This is a genomic window from Dechloromonas agitata is5 (assembly GCF_000519045.1).
GTDB lineage: Bacteria > Pseudomonadota > Gammaproteobacteria > Burkholderiales > Rhodocyclaceae > Azonexus > Azonexus agitatus.
This window is the reverse complement of the sequence record NZ_KI912532.1, coordinates 860,283-877,657: the sequence shown is the minus strand read 5'-3', so window position 1 is coordinate 877,657 and position 17,375 is coordinate 860,283. Positions and strand designations below refer to the sequence as shown.

General features: G+C 65.0%; 12 protein-coding genes. 3 read left to right on the top strand and 9 right to left on the bottom strand.

All coding sequences use genetic code 11. From position 1 onward, the window contains the following. Window positions 1-14 precede the first annotated feature (14 nt). From K420_RS19595 to gshA, 4 genes are all read right to left on the bottom strand, one after another. Window positions 15-4,319, bottom strand: coding sequence for a response regulator (locus tag K420_RS19595; protein WP_051452950.1), 4,305 nt, complete (start codon window positions 4,317-4,319; stop codon window positions 15-17). Between the two features lie 121 nt (window positions 4,320-4,440). Continuing rightward, on the bottom strand, window positions 4,441-5,478 hold the full coding sequence (locus tag K420_RS0104340; protein WP_035854514.1) for an FAD:protein FMN transferase: 1,038 nt from the start codon (window positions 5,476-5,478) through the stop codon (window positions 4,441-4,443). Beyond that, complete coding sequence (gene gshB / locus K420_RS0104335; RefSeq protein ID WP_084019559.1) at window positions 5,463-6,479, bottom strand: glutathione synthase; 1,017 nt, start codon at window positions 6,477-6,479, stop codon at window positions 5,463-5,465. Before gshB ends, K420_RS0104340 begins: the two co-directional genes overlap by 16 nt. A gap of 3 nt (window positions 6,480-6,482) precedes the next feature. Further along, entirely contained in the window at window positions 6,483-7,775 is a 1,293-nt protein-coding gene (gene gshA, locus K420_RS0104330; RefSeq protein ID WP_027456973.1) for a glutamate--cysteine ligase, read from the bottom strand. Window positions 7,776-8,008: 233 nt separating this feature from the next. On the opposite strand from gshA, the gene K420_RS0104320 reads away from it, so the two are divergent. Then, on the top strand, window positions 8,009-9,631 hold the full coding sequence (locus K420_RS0104320; protein ID WP_027456972.1) for an ABC-F family ATPase: 1,623 nt from the start codon (window positions 8,009-8,011) through the stop codon (window positions 9,629-9,631). Between the two features lie 65 nt (window positions 9,632-9,696). On the opposite strand, the gene K420_RS0104315 is transcribed toward K420_RS0104320, so the two are convergent. Both K420_RS0104315 and K420_RS0104310 read right to left on the bottom strand, forming a co-directional pair. Continuing rightward, on the bottom strand, window positions 9,697-10,374 hold the full coding sequence (locus K420_RS0104315) for a hypothetical protein (protein ID WP_027456971.1): 678 nt from the start codon (window positions 10,372-10,374) through the stop codon (window positions 9,697-9,699). Between the two features lie 14 nt (window positions 10,375-10,388). Beyond that, complete coding sequence (locus K420_RS0104310; protein WP_027456970.1) at window positions 10,389-10,859, bottom strand: SRPBCC family protein; 471 nt, start codon at window positions 10,857-10,859, stop codon at window positions 10,389-10,391. Window positions 10,860-10,882: 23 nt separating this feature from the next. Between K420_RS0104310 and K420_RS0104305 the strand changes: the two genes are divergently transcribed. Next, window positions 10,883-11,590 carry a pseudouridine synthase gene (locus K420_RS0104305; RefSeq protein WP_027456969.1) on the top strand — a complete coding sequence of 236 codons (708 nt, stop codon included), beginning with the start codon at window positions 10,883-10,885 and terminating at the stop codon, window positions 11,588-11,590. After that, window positions 11,587-12,501 (top strand): hydrogen peroxide-inducible genes activator, encoded by a 915-nt coding sequence (locus K420_RS0104300; protein WP_027456968.1) that lies wholly within the window; start codon window positions 11,587-11,589, stop codon window positions 12,499-12,501. Before K420_RS0104305 ends, K420_RS0104300 begins: the two co-directional genes overlap by 4 nt. A 99-nt stretch (window positions 12,502-12,600) precedes the next feature. Here K420_RS0104300 and K420_RS18115 read toward each other — a convergent pair whose 3' ends face one another. The 3 genes from K420_RS18115 to K420_RS0104285 all read right to left on the bottom strand — a co-directional run bounded on the left by K420_RS18115 (window position 12,601) and on the right by K420_RS0104285 (window position 17,310). Continuing rightward, a complete protein-coding gene (locus K420_RS18115; RefSeq protein ID WP_035854511.1) occupies window positions 12,601-15,123 on the bottom strand; it encodes a DNA topoisomerase III in 2,523 nt (840 codons plus the stop codon). Between the two features lie 79 nt (window positions 15,124-15,202). Then, window positions 15,203-16,279: a DNA-processing protein DprA gene (gene dprA, locus K420_RS0104290; protein ID WP_027456967.1), complete on the bottom strand. Its 1,077-nt coding sequence runs from the start codon at window positions 16,277-16,279 to the stop codon at window positions 15,203-15,205. Continuing rightward, window positions 16,276-17,310 (bottom strand): LysM peptidoglycan-binding domain-containing protein, encoded by a 1,035-nt coding sequence (locus K420_RS0104285; RefSeq protein ID WP_027456966.1) that lies wholly within the window; start codon window positions 17,308-17,310, stop codon window positions 16,276-16,278. The genes dprA and K420_RS0104285 overlap by 4 nt, the downstream gene beginning before the upstream one ends. Window positions 17,311-17,375: the final 65 nt, after the last annotated feature.

The window sequence follows — 17,375 nt, the reverse complement described above, 5'->3', positions numbered from 1 at the left end:
GTTCATTCGGGTGATCAGGTGGGCTGCCGTTGCGCAATCATCTGCTCGAGCAGTTCCTTGGCTTCGTCGAAATCGTACTGGCCGATGTGGCGGGCCAGTTGATCGACCGGATGCGGGCCGAAAACCTGCGTGAGCTGGCCGGACATTTCCTCGAAGCGACGGACGGCCGATGCATCGGCATTATCCAGCAGCCGATGCAGATCGGATAGCGCCTCGTTCGACATGGTGCCGGGCACGGTGGGCGGTGGTGTACTCATCTCGGCGGCCAGGTTTTCGGCCTGGGCGACGATATCCGGCAGGCAGCCCTGCAACTCGGCAAGATGACGGGCGATGGTTGTCTCCTGGGCGGCCGGTTCCTGCTTGAGCAATGCCTCCAGCTCGCCGGCCAGGCGGGCCAGGGCGGCGGCACCGATATTGCCGGCCAGGCCGCGCAGGGTGTGGGCGCGCAGGATCATGGCTGCCCTGTCCTGGCGCCGGTGGTCGGCCCGTAGCTGCTCGGCGGCATCGGCCTGATTGGTGCAGAAACGACTGAGCAGGCGGCCGTACATCGCCCGGTTGCCGGCGAATCGGGCGAGCGCTTCGCCGGCGTCGATGGCCGCTGTTCCGGCTAGCGTGGTGCGCTCCTCCGCCGGGCGCGGGGCGGGTATGTCGGGCGGCGTGCCCAACCAGCGCGCCAGGGTGGCATGCAGGACGGAGACGTCGATCGGTTTCGGGATGTGGTCGTTCATGCCGGCATCCAGGCAGCGCTGGCGGTCGGGGGCCAGCGCGTTGGCCGTCATCGCGACGATGGGTAGACCGGCCAGGGCCGGGTCGGCGCGGATCAGGCCGGTCGCGGCATAGCCGTCCATGACCGGCATCTGGCAATCCATCAGCACCAGGTCGTAGGCTGCCTGGCGGACCCTGGCGACCGCCTGCTCGCCATCCGCGGCGCAGTCCACGGTGAGGCCGATGCTGGTCAGCATCTCTTCCGCCAGTTCGCGATTGACCTCGTTGTCCTCGACGAGCAGTACCCGCTGGCCGGTGAAGCGGGCAGCCGGCCGGTTGCCGGCCGGGGATGGCGTCAGGCGTCTGCCCTGCTCGCGATGGAGAGCGAGCATGATGCTGTCGAACAGCGAGGAGGGGGTTGCCGGCTTGGCGAGGATGGCGCCGACCGGGAGATTGCCCAGCGCACTGTGCAGTTCGTCGGGATCGTTGGCCGTGGCCATGACGACGGCTGCCGCATGGCCGGGATGTTCCTGCCGGATGCGACGCAGCAGGCTGACGCCGTCCATGCCGGGCATCTTCCAGTCGATGATCAACAGGCCGTAGCGCGCGTTGTCGGCCAGTTCGCGCAGCGCTGCCTCGCCGCTGCCGACCGCCTTGGCGTCGATGCCGAGCAGGGTCAGCATGTGCAGGAAAACTTCGGCGGCGCCGGGACTGTCGTCGACCACCAGGGCGTGCAACGGCTCGGGCAGGCCGATGTGCTGCGGGGTGAGTGCCTGCTCGGACGGCAGGCCGAAGGGCAGGCGGAAGGTGAAGCGGCTGCCGACGCCGGGCTGGCTGGTGACGCCGATTTCGCCGCCCTGCAGGTCGACGATGCGCTTGCAGATCGACAGGCCCAGCCCGGTACCACCGTATTTGCGCGTCGTCGAGGTGTCGGCCTGGGTGAAGGCGGAGAAGAGCTTGTCGATTTGCTCGGCATCCATGCCGATGCCGCTGTCGATGACCTCGAAGCCGAGTTCGACCTGGCTCTCGCTGCGCGTCAGGCATTTCACCGCGACCCGGATTTCGCCCGCCTCGGTGAACTTGATGGCATTGCCGACCAGGTTGAGCAGGACCTGGCCGAGGCGCAGCGAGTCGCCGAGCAACTGGTCCGGCACCTCCGGTGCGATGTCGTAGATCAGCTCCAGGCCGCGTTCGCGGGCCTTGATGCCGCACAGGTCGCTGAGGTGGCGGAAGGCCGTGTCGAGACTGAACGGTGCCTGCTCGAAGCGCATCATGCCGGCCTCGATCTTGGACAGGTCGAGAATGTCGTTGATGATGCCGAGCAGGCTCTTGGCGGCGTTGTCGACCTTGGCCAGGTAGTTGCGCTGGCGCGGCGTCAGTTCGGTCTGCAGGGCGAGATGGGTCATGCCGACGATGGCGTTCATCGGCGTGCGGATTTCGTGGCTCATGTTGGCCAGGAAATCGGCCTTGGCGGCGGCGGCCGACTCGGCGGCCCGGCGGGCGCGTTCGGCTTCCCGCTCGGCTTCCTTGAGGGCGGAGATGTCGACGATGACGCCGATCAGGCCGCCCGGTGTGTCGTCAGGTGCCCGGAAGCCGGTGACGGAATACAGGGTGTCGTGCCAGTGGCCGTCGGCATCGGGCATCGGCATGTCGCGCGATGCCCGGCCGCACTCGGCGATGATCCGTTCATCCTCGGCCTGGTAGGCCAGCCGGGCCGCCATCGGCAGGTAGTCGAGATCAAGGACACGCTTGCCGGCCAGATCATGGCGCCGGATGCCGAAGAAGCGTTCGTAGGCGGCATTGCAGCCGAGGAAGCGGCTGTCGGCACCCTTGTAGAAGATCGGATTCGGGATGGTATCGAGCAACTCCTGCAGGAAGGCGAACTGGCGGATCAGCTCGGCTTCGATGTGGCGGCGCTCGGAAACGTCGAGCACGGTGATCAGGATCGAGTCGAGGCTGCCATCGGGACCGAATACCGGGGCGATCTGCACGTCGCCCCAGCGGCCCGCCTCGGGCGCTTCGCCGAACTGGATTTCCTGGCGCAGGCTGTGCGTCGGCACTGACCCCGATCCCTCGCCGGGCAGCAGGTCGTCGATGCGGGTGAGTAACTCGGTGGGCAGCGCGATGCGTTCCGGATGGGCCAGCAGGCGGTCGATCGGCTGGTCGATGAAGCGGGCGAAGGCCGGGTTGATCAGCACCGCCCGGCGCTGCGGATCGAGGCTGACGATGCCCACCGCCGCATTGTCGAAAATGGCACGGAAGAAGGCTTCCCGCTTTTGCAGGATGTCCTGGCTCTCGCGCAGGGCCTGGGTGCGCCGGGCGACAGTCAGTTCCAGGTTGGCGTTGGCTTGCTGGATGTCGTTGCGCGCCTGACGCAGGTGCTGCCGCATGCCGTCGAGGGCGCTGGCCAGGCGGCTCACTTCCTGCCACGTGGCGTCGCAGGAGACCGGAGTGTCGAGATCCTGGGCGCCGATCCGGGCGCTCTCCTCGGCCAGCGCCATCAGCGGCTCGCCGAAACGCCGGGCGATGCGGATGGCGACGATCAGACCGAGGGCAAGGGCTGACAGGCTGATCAGGCCGAGCAGCAACAGGTCGTTGCTGCTGATCGGGACGAAATCACGCTCCGGCGCGACGATGCCAAGCCAGATGCCGCTCGTGTTGCCCTTGATCGGCTTGAACAGGCTGAGCCAGCGCCCGTCGTCCAGGGTGTGATCGTGCAGGCCGTGTTCGGGTGCCGGGTTGTCCTGCCAGGCCTGGAAGGCGCGTGCCAGCTCGGGCAGGCCGAGGTCCTCCGGGGTCTTGAGCAAGGCGTCGTTGATCGCCTGGCGGTGGGTGAAGCGCGGATCGCGCGGCGGCGCGATCAGTCGGCCCTCCTTGAGGAAGAATGCCGCCTTGCCCTGCGGGCTGAATTCGAGGTGGCTGGTGAATTCGGCCATGTCAATCAGGCGCACGTCGTGGCCGATGACATAGTGCGAACCGTCGCTGCCCTGCCAGCGCATGGCTGCGGTGATGCCGGGTTCCTTGGTGGTGAAGAAGATGTAGGGCTCGGTCCAGAACACCGAACGGTCGTCGGGCAGGGCCATGGCACCCTTGAACCAGGGGCGTTCCCGGGCATCGTAATCGCGCTCGCGCATCTCGACGCTTTCGATCTGCCGCCGGGCATTCCAGGTGATCCAGTAGGTCTGCCGGCCCCTGTCGGCCGGATCGGATATCCGGTTGATCCAGCGGCCGTCATCGGTCATCAGCAGCAGGATTTCCCGGCCTGATTCATGGGCGAAGATGACCGAGGTGATTTCGCCGTGATTGGCGATGATGGGAAAGAAGAATTCGTTGAAGCGCAGCAGCTGGTCATGGTCGAGATCGCCAGCCTTGCCCCAGCCCTGGCTGGTGCGCAGCGTGATTTCGACGGTCTTGAGCAGGCGGCTGAAGCGCACCTCGAGTTGCTCGGCGGCGCGTTCCATCTGCGAGCGGGCCAGGCGGTCCACGGTGGGCTGGCCGATCAACAGGTAGAGCGCGGCAGCGAAGGCGGCGAGTGCGAACAGGATGAGCAGGCCGATACGCAGTATCAGACTGTTGGCAAAGCCCGGTTGTCTGAAGGAAACGCCGTGCAGCATTCCTCCTCCCTCGCTTGGTGACGGTACGCTGCCGGTTCGGTGAGATTTTTCTTATTGGGGCGCAGCGGTGTTCAGGATATACGGCTGGCGCCGGGGCGTGTCAAGCCAATATGCCGAGAAGCTATTGATGGATGGTGATTTCCGGCGTCTTGCCGAGGAATTCCAGACGCTTGTGCAGGGCTTCGCTGACCTGGATGCGTCCCTCGCCATCGATGCGCAGGACGAGGCCGACACCCATGCGGCGGGCCATGTCGCGCCAGGCCTCGGGGCCGGCGATGAAGATCGGCTTGGAGGCAGCGTCCGACAGGGTGCCGGCCTGTGCGCCGGCCGGGATGAGCACTGTCACCGCCTGCGTGTGGCTGGCCGGATAGCCGCTGCGCGGATCGAGCAGGTGCGGGTAGCGCTTGCCGTCCACCTCGAAGAAGCGCTGGTAGTCGCCGGAGGTACCGATCGCTTCGCCGTCGTCGAGCAGCACCGTGGCGAGCGGCCCGGGTTGGCGCGGATGCTGGATGCCGACCCGCCATTTCCGGCCTTCCTTGCTGCCCAGCGCCATTACGTTGCCGCCGATGTTGATCAGCGCGTTGTGGATACCCATGCCGCGCAGGATGCTGGCCGCCCGGTCGAGCGCGACGCCCTTCAGATAGCCGCCGAAATCGAGGGCAACCCGCGGGTTGCGGCTACGGACTGTGGTGTTGTCGATCGTGATGTCGGCGATGGACGGCTGGCTTGCCCGCCAGGCCTGGATGTCGGCAGCGGCCGGTAGTTCGGCCTTGAATTCGTCGGCCTGGAAGCCCCACAGCGCGATCAGCCGGCCGATGCCGGGGTCGAACAGGTTATCGCCCTGCCGGGCCAGGGCCTGCGCCTGAGCAATGAAGCCGGCCAGCTCAGGGCTGACCGGATGCGACCGGCCGGCGGCGATGGCCTCGTTCAGGGTGCTCAGTTCGGAGGGCTGCCAGGCGTGGTAGCTACGGTGCAGGCGGTCGAATTCGCGCAGCACGGCGGCGATGGCCTGCCGCCCCTGTTCCGGTTGCTCGCTGACGACGATGACCTCGACCCGGGTGCCGAAGACGTAGGCCTGCTGCTCCTGGAGCGGCGTCCGGCCGCAACCGGCGACGAGCACGAACAGGATGGCGAGGCACAGGCTCAGGCAAGTCCGCATGCGTGCTCGATCGCGGTGATGAAGGCGCCGGCCGCATCGAAACCCGATTGCTGGCGGATTTCGACCATGCAGGTCGGGCTGGTCACATTGATTTCGGTGAGATGGTCGCCGATCACGTCGAGGCCGACCAGCATCAGCCCGCGCTGGTAGAGCACGGGGCCGAGCGCCTCGGCGATCTGCCGGTCGCGGGCCGACAGCTCCTGGGCAACGCCGGTGCCACCGGCCACCAGGTTGCCGCGCGTCTCGCCGGCCTTGGGGATGCGCGCCAGGCACCAGGGCACCGGCTTGCCGGCGATGAGCAGGATGCGTTTGTCGCCGGCCGAGATTTCGGGCAGGTAACGCTGCGCCATGATGGTGCGGGCGCCGTTGTGGGTCAGCGTCTCGACGATGACGTTGCGGTTGGGGTCGTTGCGATGGACGCGGAAAATCTGGCTGCCGCCCATGCCGTCGAGCGGCTTGAGGATCACGTCGCGCTGCTCGTCGATGAAATGCTGGACTTGCGGCATGTTGCGGCTGACCTGGGTGGGCGGCACCCATTCGGCAAATTCCATCAGCGCCAGTTTTTCGGAATGCTCGCGCAGGGCACGCGGCCGGTTGAAGACGCGCACGCCATCCGCTTCGGCGCGTTCGAGCAGCCAGGTGGCGGTGAGGTATTCGAAATCGAAGGGCGGATCCCGGCGCATGATCACCGCATCGAAAGCCTTGAGCGGCATCCACTCGCGGCCGGTTTCGCGATACCAGTCATGGTCGTCCGGCCGCAGGTGGAGGTGCAGTGCCTCGCCGAAGACGCCACCGCGTGCGGCTTCCGGCTTGCGCCAGCCGAGGCTGGCGGCATCGATGGCATAGACTTCGTGGCCGTGTTTTTCGGCGGCGCGCATCATGGCCACCGACGAATCCTTCCAGGCTTTCAGGTGGTCGAGCGGATCGACGATGAAGGCAAGCTTCAGCGACTGGCTGCTGCCGCCGAGCAGGTGCTTTTCGAAATGCAGCTGTTGGGCCAAGCCCTATGCCTCGTTCGTTTCCGGCGCTGTCCGCTCCAGTTCGATGGCGGCGGCCAGGCAGGCCAGGCGGCCGACCACGCCGTAGGCGTAGAAGCGGTTGGGGGCCGAATCGGGATTGCCGCAACGGTAGTCGGGCAGGTTGCAGCCGGTTTGGAAGGCGAGCGGCTCGAAGTGCATGCCCGGCGCGTTGAGGTTCTCGTCCTTGCCGCGCCCGGTATGCACGCGGTAGAAGCCGCCGACCACGTAGCGGTCGATCATGTAGATCACCGGCTCGGCCACCGCGTCCTTCACCGTCTCGAAGGAATGGACGCCTTCCTGGATCAGTACCTCGCTGACCTCGAGGCCTTCCTTGACCACGCTCATCTTGTTGCGCTGCTTGCGGTTCAGCGCGATGACTTCATCGACGTTGCGCACGGTCATGACGCCCATGCCGTAGGTGCCGGCATCGGCTTTGACGACGACGTAAGGCGTCTCGTCGATGTCGTATTCCCGGTATTTTTCCTTGACGATGTCGAGTACGGCGGCGACGTTGGCGGCCAGGCATTCCTCGCCTTGCCGCTCGTGGAAATTGATGCTGCGGCAGACTGAGAAAGCCGGGTTGATGCGCCAGGGGTCGATGCCGATCGCCTTGGCGAAGTCGTTGGCGACCTGGTCGTAGGCGGCGAAGTGGTTGGACTTGCGGCGCACGGCCCAGCCGGCGTGCAGCGGCGGCAGCACGACCTGGTTGCGCAGGCCCTGCAGGATGGCCGGGATGCCAGCCGACAGGTCGTTGTTGAGCAGGATGGCACAGGGGTCGAAGCCGTCCAGGCCGAGCCGGTCGGCGGTGCGGACGAGCGGTTCGAGGAGCAGGCTCTGGCCGTTGGGCAGGTCGATGTTTGTCGGCTGGTTGATTTCCGGCAGCAGGGAGCCGATCCGGACAGTCAGGCCGGTTTGCTTGAGGATGGCGGCAATCTGCGCGACGTTCTGCAGGTAGAACTGGTTGCGCGTGTGGTTTTCCGGGATGAGCAGCAGGCTGCAGGCTTCCGGACAGAACTTCTCGATGGCGCTCATCGCTGCCTGCACGCAGAGCGGCAGGAAGGCCGGGTTCAGGTTATTGAAGCCGCCGGGAAACAGGTTGGTATCGACTGGTGCCAGCTTGAAGCCGGAATTGCGCAGGTCGCACGATGCGTAGAAGGGTGGCGTGTGTTCCTGCCACTGGCCGCGCAGCCAGTGTTCGATCTGCGGACTGGCCGCGAGGAAGCGGCGTTCCAGTTCGAGGAGCGGCCCGGTCAGGGCGGTGGTGAGGTGCGGAACCATGGGCTGTTTCTCAGTCGGCGGTCAGTGGGGTGGCCGCAAATCTTACACCGCAGCGCCATGGACCGGGTCACGGATGGTCGTTGGTACGGCTCGCGCCCAGCATGCGGGCGACCACCTCGGTGCCGGTTGGCGCAGCACAATCCGTCGCGCAGGCGGCTGGCATGGCGGCAAGTGCTTGAAAAAAGGTAAAATTCACCCCTTTGTTTCATCGCTAGCCAGCAGAACGGATTTTCATGCTCGTCGCCGCCAATATCACCATGCAGTTCGGGGCCAAGCCCCTGTTTGAAAACGTCAACGTCAAGTTCGGCGAAGGCTATCGCTACGGCCTGATCGGTGCCAACGGCGCCGGCAAGTCGACCTTCATGAAGATTCTGTCCGGCGTGCTGGAACCCTCGGCCGGCAACGTCTCGAAAGACGTCACCGAGCGCATGGCCTACCTGCGCCAGGATCAGTTCGCCTACGAAGACATGCGCGTCCTCGACGTGGTGATGATGGGTCACGAGGAACTGTGGGCCGCCATCCAGGAACGCGATGCCATCTATGCCAACCCGGAAGCGACCGAAGACGACTACATGCGTGCCGCCGAGCTGGAAGGCAAGGTCGGTGAATACGACGGCTACACCGCCGAGGCGCGAGCCGGCGAACTGCTGCTCGGTGTCGGCATCCCGACCGAACAGCACAATGGCCCGATGAGCCAGGTGGCGCCCGGCTGGAAGCTGCGTGTCCTGCTCTGCCAGGCGCTGTTCGCCAATCCGGACATCCTGCTCCTCGACGAACCGACCAACAACCTCGACATCAACACCATCCGCTGGCTGGAAGACGTGCTGAACAACCGTGATTCGACGATGATCATCATCTCGCACGACCGCCACTTCCTGAACCAGGTCTGCACCCACATGGCCGACCTGGACTACGGCAAGATCCAGATCTACCCGGGCAACTACGACGACTTCATGGAAGCCTCGGCGCAGGCGCGCGCCCGCCAGCAGGCCGCCAACAGCAAGGCCAAGGAGCGCATCTCCGAGCTGCAGGAATTCGTCCGCCGCTTCTCGGCCAACAAGTCCAAGGCCAAGCAGGCGACCAGCCGTTTGAAGCTGATCGACAAGCTGAAGCCGGAAGACGTCAAGCCGTCTTCCCGCCAGTACCCGTGGATCCGCTTCGACTACGACGAGAAGCAGAAGCTGCACCGCCAGGCCGTCGAGATCGAGAACCTGACCTTCGTCTACGAAGGCAGCGACCGCAAGATCTTCGACAACCTGACCATCACCATCAACGCCGGCGAGCGCATCGCCGTGATCGGCGAGAACGGCGTCGGCAAGACGACCTTCCTCAAGCTGCTGATGGGCGAGCTGCAACCGTCCTACGGCACGCTGAAGTGGGCCGAGAAGGCCAATCCGGGCTATTACGCGCAGGATCACAGTGCCGAATTCGCCGGCACCCAGAGCCTGACCGAATGGATCGTCGGTTACGCCCGCGCCTCGGTGGAAGACGGCGGCGACCTGGAAACCCTGGTTCGCGGCACCCTCGGCCGCCTGCTGTTCTCCGGCGATGAAGTCAAGAAGCCGGTCAACGTCATCTCCGGCGGCGAGCAGGGCCGCATGCTGTTCGGCAAGCTGATGCTGTCCAAGCCGAACGTGCTGGTCATGGACGAACCGACTAACCACCTCGACATGGAATCGATCGAAGCCCTGAACAGTGGCCTGGAAAAATTCCCCGGTACGCTGATCTTCGTGTCGCACGACCGCGAATTCGTTTCCTCGCTGGCGACCCGCGTCTTCGAAGTGAAGGGGGACGGCAAGATCGTCGATTACCTGGGCGGTTACGAGGATTACCTGGCTTCGCAGGGCGTCGAGTAAGACGACCGGCTTCTGCCGGTTACCGAAAAAGCCGAAGGCCAGGCCTTCGGCTTTTTTGTGCCCGCTTACCGGGCTTTCTCGAAATACGGCAGCAAGGCCTTGGCGGCTTCGATGCGCGCCAGGCTGCCGGCCTGTGGGTCGTTCATCACGGCGAGCAGAAAATCCCGGGGATGGGTGAACGGTCCGCTCAGGGAGAGTGTCTCAAGGGCCACCGGAGCGGCTGCCGGGCTGGTTTGCGCCAGCATGCGGTCGAGGGCGTAGGACAGTTCCGCCGGGCGGATGCTGCGCAGGGCTGCCAGCAGATCGGCCTGCTGGTTGCGGTTGGGGGCCATGTCGAGCCAGGGTTCGGCGGCGAACATGCTGCCGAGCCCGGGGTCGATGAAGGCCGCCCAGCGCTCGTCCGGGATCAGTTCGGCAGGTGGGGGCGAGGCGGCGAAATCGATGTGCAGTCGTGCGTCGGGCAGTTCGGCCAGATAACGCCGGATCAGGCCATCGATGAAACGTCTGGCCGTTTCATCGGCGACGCGTTCAGCCAGCGAAAACCACAGGCGATAGCCTTCACCGTCGATGGACATGGCGGGCGCCGGCAAATCGAGTTCTGCCTGTGCGGCGTGCCACAGCGCCGCGACCGATTCCCAGTCGGCGGCTCGCCGGAAGCCGAGGCACAAGGCCTGACCGCCGCTTGCGGGGGGCTCGGCCGGGGAGAGATGGAGTCGACGCAGTTCGGCGTCCAGTTTGTCCATGGAGAGCCCTGGTGTTATTGCAGGGAGCCGCCGGCAGCCAGTGTGCGGATGATGCGAACGCAATCGATGTCGGACTGGTGATAGGCGGACTTGATGTAGTCGATATACGCCCGCTCTTCCGAATTCGGGTCGCTGGCGAAAGTGGTGGCGTAGGCGAAACGCAGGAAGAGGGCGGCCGGTTCCGGCTCCTCGATGGTGATGGTCAGGCTGCCGCCGGCATGTTGCTCGCTGGGCAGGATGTCGAAGCGGACCCAGTGGTTTGCGTGCAGCGTGACGCGATCGTGGATGACGGCAGCGCCGAAATCGAGCTTGCGCAGCAGGTGGTCGGCATGGCGCTCAACAACGGTGCAGCTTTCCAGGCCGGGCAGGAAAGGGGTGGCGTCCTCGACGCGATGCAGCAGGCCTTGCCAGACCTGGTCGCGGCTGAGGGTTTCGACCAGCGGGTTCTGCAGGTCGTTGATCTGGATGAGATGTTCGAAATTCATGGCCCGATGTTAGCATCCTGCCCATGCAACTTGAACGACTCCTCCAGAAACACGGTTTCGGCACGCGCAAGGGCTGCCGGGCCTTGATCCGCAACGAACGGGTCGCGGTGAATGGCGCCATTTGCGACGATCCTTTCGCCGATATTCCGACCGACAACCTGGTCTTTTCGGTCGATGGCGTGGATTGGCCCTACCGCGAATTCGCCACGATCATCCTCAACAAGCCGGCCGGCTACGAATGTTCGCGCAAGCCACAGCATCATCCGTCCGTGCTCGAATTGCTGCCCCTGCCGCTGCGCGAGCGCGGCGTGCAGCCGATCGGTCGCCTCGATGAGGACACCACCGGCCTGCTCTTGATCACCGACGATGGCCAGCTCAATCATCAGTTGTCCTCGGCCAAACGCAAGGTGCCCAAGGTCTATCTGGCGACGACCAAGCATCCGCTCGACCAGGGACAGATCGCGCAGTTGCTCGCCGGCGTGTTGCTCAACGATGAGCCGGAACCGATTGCGGCGGCCGGCGCCGAAATCGTTGGCGATAATCTGCTGCGCCTGACGGTGACCGAGGGCAAGTATCACCAGGTCAAGCGCATGGTGGCGGCGGCCGGTAACCGAGTTGAAGCGCTGCACCGCGAGGCGGTGGGGGAACTGACCCTGCCCGGCAACCTGCAACCGGGCGAATGGTGCTGGCTGACGCCGGCCGATCTGGACCAACTGGTGAAAGCGAAATGACCCTGACGGAAATGCGGTATGTCGTGGCCCTGGCGCGCGAGCGCCATTTCGGCAAGGCGGCCGAGGCCTGCCATGTCAGCCAGCCGACCTTGTCGGTTGCCCTGAAGAAGGTCGAGGGGCAGATCGGGGCGCCGTTGTTCGAGCGCGGCACGAACGAAATCCGCATCACGCCGCTCGGCGAGCGCATCGTCGAACAGGCGCGGCGCGTCCTGGCCGAGGCGGTGAAGCTGGAGGAAATTGCCGAGGCGACCGGTGATCCGATGACCGGGCAGTTGCGCGTCGGCATCATCTACACCATCGCGCCCTACCTGCTACCGCAGCTGATTCCGGCTCTCAGCCACGAAGCACCGAAGATGCCGCTGTTCCTCAAGGAAGACTTCACCGGCAACCTGATTCCCGCACTCAAATCCGGCGAACTGGACGTCATCGTCATCGCACTGCCCTTCAGCGAGCCCGGCCTGGTCGCCCAGCCGGTGTACGACGAACCTTTCCGGGTCGTTGTGCCGGCTGGTCATCCGTGGGCGTCGCGCGACACGGTCAGCGCCGACGAGCTGGATGGCCAGAACCTGCTGCTGCTCGGCCAGGGCAACTGTTTCCGCGATCAGGTGCTCGAATCCTGCCCACGCCTGACGGGGCATGACGCGCTGGACCATTCGATCGAAGGCAGTTCGCTGGAAACCATCCGTTACATGGTGGCGAGCGGCGCCGGGGTGGCGGTGATGCCGAGCACGGCTGCCGATCCGCTGATTACCAAGGAACCGATGGTCAAGGTGCTGTCGTTTTCCGGGGTACAGCCGAAGCGCACCGTCGGCCTGGTCTGGCGGGTTACCTTCCCGCGGCCGCAGGCGATCGATGCCGTGCGCGCCGCGCTGCTCTCCTGCCAGTTGCCGGGCGCCACGGCCGTGCGCTGAGGTTTCACGTGAAACGCCGGGTTGGTAAAGCCGGCAGCCGATGAAAAAAGACCTCGCCAGTGCGAGGTCTTTTGTTTCCGGGCAATTCGAAGGGAGCGGTCAGGCTTCGGCTTTTTTCTTGGCCGGTGCCTTGGGCTTGGCGACCTTCTTCTCGAACTCGAAACCGACCTTGCCGCCCTGGTTCACCAAATAAGCCGAGAATTTGCGCCGCGTGCGGTTGGAAACGAATTCCTTGAGCAGGTCAGTCTTGCCGTCTGCCAGCAGTTTCTTCATCTGGACGGCGTCGACCGGCTGCTGCAGGATGATCTTGCCGGAGCGAAAGTCGCAGGTTTTGGCTGTGCCGACGGCCTTTTCGCAGACGTAGTTGTTGCCGTTGTCGTACACGTTGGCGCTGCACTTCGGGCAAGGACCGAGGGCTTCCTGGCCGGAGAAATCGACAGCTTCCGCCTCGCCTTCCTCGCTGGCTTTGTCCTGGCCAAAATCGAATTCCGGCTGCAGGTCGTCGTTGAGCTTGATGGCAGCAGCAAAGCTGCGGCCCATCTTGTTGCGGAAGCCGGTCAGCGGGCCGACCTGCCGTTCGGTGAGCAACTGCTCGATCTCGGCCGGTTCGTACTGGCGGCCAGCGACGATCTTCCACAGCGCATAGTCGCAGCTGCCGCACTGGAATTTCTTGTAGGTCTCGCGGATCTGGCCGCCGCACTTGGGGCAGGGCGCCTGCAGGACGCCAAAGTCGCCGGGGATGGTGTCGGCCTCGTACTGCTTGGCGCGCTCGACCATGTGGCGGGTCATTTCGGCGATTTCGCGCATGAATTCGGCGCGCGTGAATTCGCCTTTCTCGATGCGGCCGAGCTTCCATTCCCAGTCGCCGGTCAGTTCCGGCTGGGTCAGTTCGTTGATGCCGAGGCCGTTGAGCAGTGTCATCAGCGAGAAGGCCTTGGCGGTCGGGATCAGTTCGCGGCCCTCGCGGTGCATGTATTGCTCGCCGAGCAGGTTCTCGATGATCTGGGCGCGCGTGGCCGGCGTGCCGAGGCCGCGGCCGGCCATCGCCGCCTTCAGTTCCTCGTCGTCGACCATCTTGCCGGCGCCTTCCATGGCCGAGAGCAGGGTGGCTTCCGAATAGCGCGGCGGCGGCTTGGTAGCGTTGGCCTTGATGGTGACCTCGTCGGTCTTGACCTTTTCCTTGGGTTCGACGGCGACCAGATTGCCTTCCTCGCCTTCCTGACCTTCCTTGCCATAGACGGTGAGCCAACCCGGATTGACCAGTACCTTGCCCTCGGTCTTGAAGGGGTACCCTTCGACACGGGTGATGCGGGTGGTGACCAGATACTCGGCGGCCGGGAAGAAGACGGCCAGGAAGCGGCGGACGACGAAGTCGTAGAGCTTCTGTTCCAGTTCGTTCAGGTTCTTCGGGGCCTGCGGCGTCGGGATGATGGCGAAGTGGTCGCTGATCTTGGCATTGTTGAAGATGCGCTTGTTGGGCAGCACCCAGTTGCGGGCCATCACCTGATGGGCGAACGGGGCGTAGCGGGCGAGCAGCACTTCGTCGTGGCCCTTGCCGGCGCCCTCGCCGGTCAGCATGGACAGCGTTTCCTTGACCGTTGGCAGGTAATCTTCCGGCAGGTGGCGGGAATCGGTACGCGGGTAGGTCAGCACCTTGTGCTTTTCATACAGCGCCTGGGCCAGTGACAGTGTGGTCTTGGCCGAGAAGCCGAAGCGGGCGTTCGCTTCGCGCTGCAGCGTGGTCAGATCGAACAGGCCGGGCGACAGGCGGGTTTCCGGCTTGGCTTCTTCAGTCACCTCGCCAGGCTTGCCGAGCGTCGCGGCGCGGATGGCTTCGGCGCGGGCGACTTCCCACAGGCGGTCGGCGCGGGCGTGTTCGTCGTCGTTCTTGCCCTTGAAGCCCTCGTCGAACCATTTGCCGGTATAGCTGCCGGCCTTGGCGCTGAATTCAGCCTCGACTTCCCAGTAATCCCGCGGCTTGAATTCGCGGATCTTCTTCTCGCGCTCGACGACGATGGCCAGCGTCGGCGTCTGCACGCGGCCGACGGTGGTCAGATGGAAGCCGCCGGTCTTCGAGTTGAAGGCGGTCATTGCCCGTGTGCCGTTGATGCCGACCAGCCAGTCGGATTCCGAACGGCAGACGGCGGCGTCGGCCAGACCTTCCATTTCGCGGCCGGGGCGCAGGCGGGCGAAGCCGTCGCGGATGGCCCCCTGGGTCATCGACTGCAGCCATAGGCGTTGTACCGGTTTGCCGGATTTGGCGGCCTGTGCGATGTAATTGAAGATCAGTTCGCCCTCGCGTCCCGCGTCACAGGCGTTGATCAGGCCGTCGACATCCTTGCGCTTGATCAGCTTGTTGAGCACCTTGAGGCGCGATTCCGTCTTCTCGATCGGCTTCAGCGCGAAGTGCGGCGGAATGACCGGCAGGTGGGCGAAGGACCATTTGCCACGCTTGACTTCGAATTCTTCCGGACAGGCCAGTTCCAGCAGATGACCGACGGCCGACGAAAGCACGTATTCCTCGCTTTCGAAGTAATCGTCGTGTTTGGTGAAGCCGCCCAGCGCCCGCGCGATGTCGGCGGCGACAGAGGGTTTTTCGGCAATGATCAGCTTTTTGGACATGGTTTGACCTGTTGGAGTGCCGGGGCATGATAAGTGTCCCGCGAGCGGCTTGGCAAGCCGTCAATAAGTAGGGGGATCGCTAGCGCAGTCGCTGGTAGCGGTTACCGGGTAGTGTCGCGATGCGGCCGGCCAGTTCGAGGCTCAGCAACTCCGGCAGCAGTTGGTCGGCGGACTGCCCGGAGCGTTCCACCAGGTCGTCCAGGGCGCAGGGGTCGTGACCGAGCACAGCGAGCAGGGCCGGCTCGTCAGACGATTCCGGCGGAGCTGGCGGGGGCGGCGTATCGTCAAAATCAACGAGTTCGTCGAGGATGTCGTGTGCCGATTCGACCAGTTTGGCGCCCTGCTTGATCAGCAGATGGCAGCCGCGGGCGACCGGCGAATGAATCGAGCCGGGAATGGCGAATACCTCGCGACCCTGTTCGGCAGCCAGCCGGGCGGTGATCAGCGAGCCGCTCTCGGGGGCGGCTTCGACGACTAGTACGCCGCGTGCCAGGCCGGAGATGATGCGGTTGCGACGCGGGAAATTGTGGGCGACGGCCGGTGTGCCGAGCGGAAATTCGGACACGATCACGCCGCGGGCGGCGATGGCCAGCGCCAGTTCCTTGTTGCGGGCCGGGTAGATGCGGTCGGCACCGGTTCCGATCACGGCGACCGTCTCGCCATCGGCGGCAAGGGCACCACGATGGGCAGCGGCATCGATGCCGAGGGCCAGGCCGCTGATGATGCACTGGCCGCGACCGGCCAGGTGGCGGGCGAAGCTTTCCGCATTCTGGATACCTTGCGGTGTGGCGTTGCGACTGCCGACCACGGCGATGCCCCGTCGTCTGAGCAGGGCCGGATTGCCCCGCACATACAAAACAGTGGGCGGATCGGCGATTTCGAGCAGGGCGGGCGGATAGTCGTCATCGCCCAGCGTGAGGATCGTCTGCCCGGGCTGGCCGGCCCAGGCCAGCGCATGCTCGACGGCAGCCGTGGCGTCGTGGTCGAACAGCCGGTCGGCCCGCTCGCCAGCTACGCTGCGCGCCGCCAGGCGACCGGCTGCGAAAATGGCTTCGGGTAAACCGAAAGCGGCGAGAAGCTTTCGTTGCGTCTCGCCGCCGAGGCCGGGAATGAGGGTCAGCCGCAGCCAGGCGGCCAGACTGTCGCGATCGCTCACGGATTCCTTGCCGTATCCCCGACGATGACGGCCTTGGAGGATTCGACGACCAGCGCATAGCTGATGCCGTCGAAGACGCGGAAGACGAAGGCCAGGCCGTAGCGTTCGTCCGGTACCGGCGTTTCGGTGCGGCGGCCACTCTCGTCGACATCGAGCGAAACGCGCTTGCGGTAGAGAGCGACGACGTGGCCGATTTCCATGGCGTCCTTCTTGCCGACGTTGAGGGCAACGACCGAATTGGCGCCGCCTTCACGCAGGCCACCGTAGATGCCGAGGACGCGGGCGGAGATTTCCTGTTCCGGACGATGCGGCACATAGGAGATGATCTGCGGCTCGGGAGCCGGGACCAGGCGGTCGCCGCGGGCGATCTCTTCCTTGGCCAGGGAGATGCGCAACAGGGCCGGTTCGCCCGGCTTGACCAGCTTGGCGTTGCCGAGGAAGAAGGCTTCGTAGGCGAGCACCTTGCCCGTGGCCGGATCCTTCAGCGGCTTGCCCTTGCGGAAGATGTGCCACTTCTCGACCGAGGTGTCCGGGATGCCTGAGGCGTAGAAGGTATCGCCGGTGCCGACCAGCATGCGGTCTTCCTGCATGGCGACGATCTTGACGCCGGTGTCCAGTTCGCTGTCCTCGATGACCAGCGGCTGCGAGATGAAGGGCTCGATGGCGTTGGCCGGGATGCTCGGGATGACCTGCTGGACCGGTGTACTGTATACCGTCGGCTGCAGCTTGCCGGGGCCGCCGCTGCCGACCTTCTTGCCCAGCCGCAGGCGCGGAGAGCCGCTCGACATGTCGAGCAGGACGACGTCGCCCGGGTAGATGAGGTGCGGATTCTTGATCTGGTCACGGTTCATCTGCCAGATTTCCGGCCAGCGCCAGGGGTGCTTCAGAAATTTTCCCGAGATGTCCCACAGCGTGTCGCCCTTGACGACGACGTGGCGATCCGGCGGGTTGTCGACGAGCTGCAGCGGGTCGGCGGCGGATGCGCAGACGGCCGTCACGGCCAAGATGAGCGCGGATATAATGCGAACCATAGTCGTAACCTCTCGTGCCGGTGGAACGCAATGCCGCCGATGCGGTCTCAGGTGCGTCAAGCGAT

Coding starts and splice junctions, on each gene's coding strand:
- K420_RS19595 (WP_051452950.1), bottom strand. CDS start 4,319: ATGCTGCACGGCGTTTCCTTCAGACAACCGGGCTTTGCCAACAGTCTG.
- K420_RS0104340 (WP_035854514.1), bottom strand. CDS start 5,478: ATGCGGACTTGCCTGAGCCTGTGCCTCGCCATCCTGTTCGTGCTCGTC.
- gshA (WP_027456973.1), bottom strand. CDS start 7,775: ATGGTTCCGCACCTCACCACCGCCCTGACCGGGCCGCTCCTCGAACTG.
- K420_RS0104320 (WP_027456972.1), top strand. CDS start 8,009: ATGCTCGTCGCCGCCAATATCACCATGCAGTTCGGGGCCAAGCCCCTG.
- K420_RS0104315 (WP_027456971.1), bottom strand. CDS start 10,374: ATGGACAAACTGGACGCCGAACTGCGTCGACTCCATCTCTCCCCGGCC.
- K420_RS0104310 (WP_027456970.1), bottom strand. CDS start 10,859: ATGAATTTCGAACATCTCATCCAGATCAACGACCTGCAGAACCCGCTG.
- K420_RS0104305 (WP_027456969.1), top strand. CDS start 10,883: ATGCAACTTGAACGACTCCTCCAGAAACACGGTTTCGGCACGCGCAAG.
- K420_RS0104300 (WP_027456968.1), top strand. CDS start 11,587: ATGACCCTGACGGAAATGCGGTATGTCGTGGCCCTGGCGCGCGAGCGC.
- K420_RS18115 (WP_035854511.1), bottom strand. CDS start 15,123: ATGTCCAAAAAGCTGATCATTGCCGAAAAACCCTCTGTCGCCGCCGAC.
- K420_RS0104285 (WP_027456966.1), bottom strand. CDS start 17,310: ATGGTTCGCATTATATCCGCGCTCATCTTGGCCGTGACGGCCGTCTGC.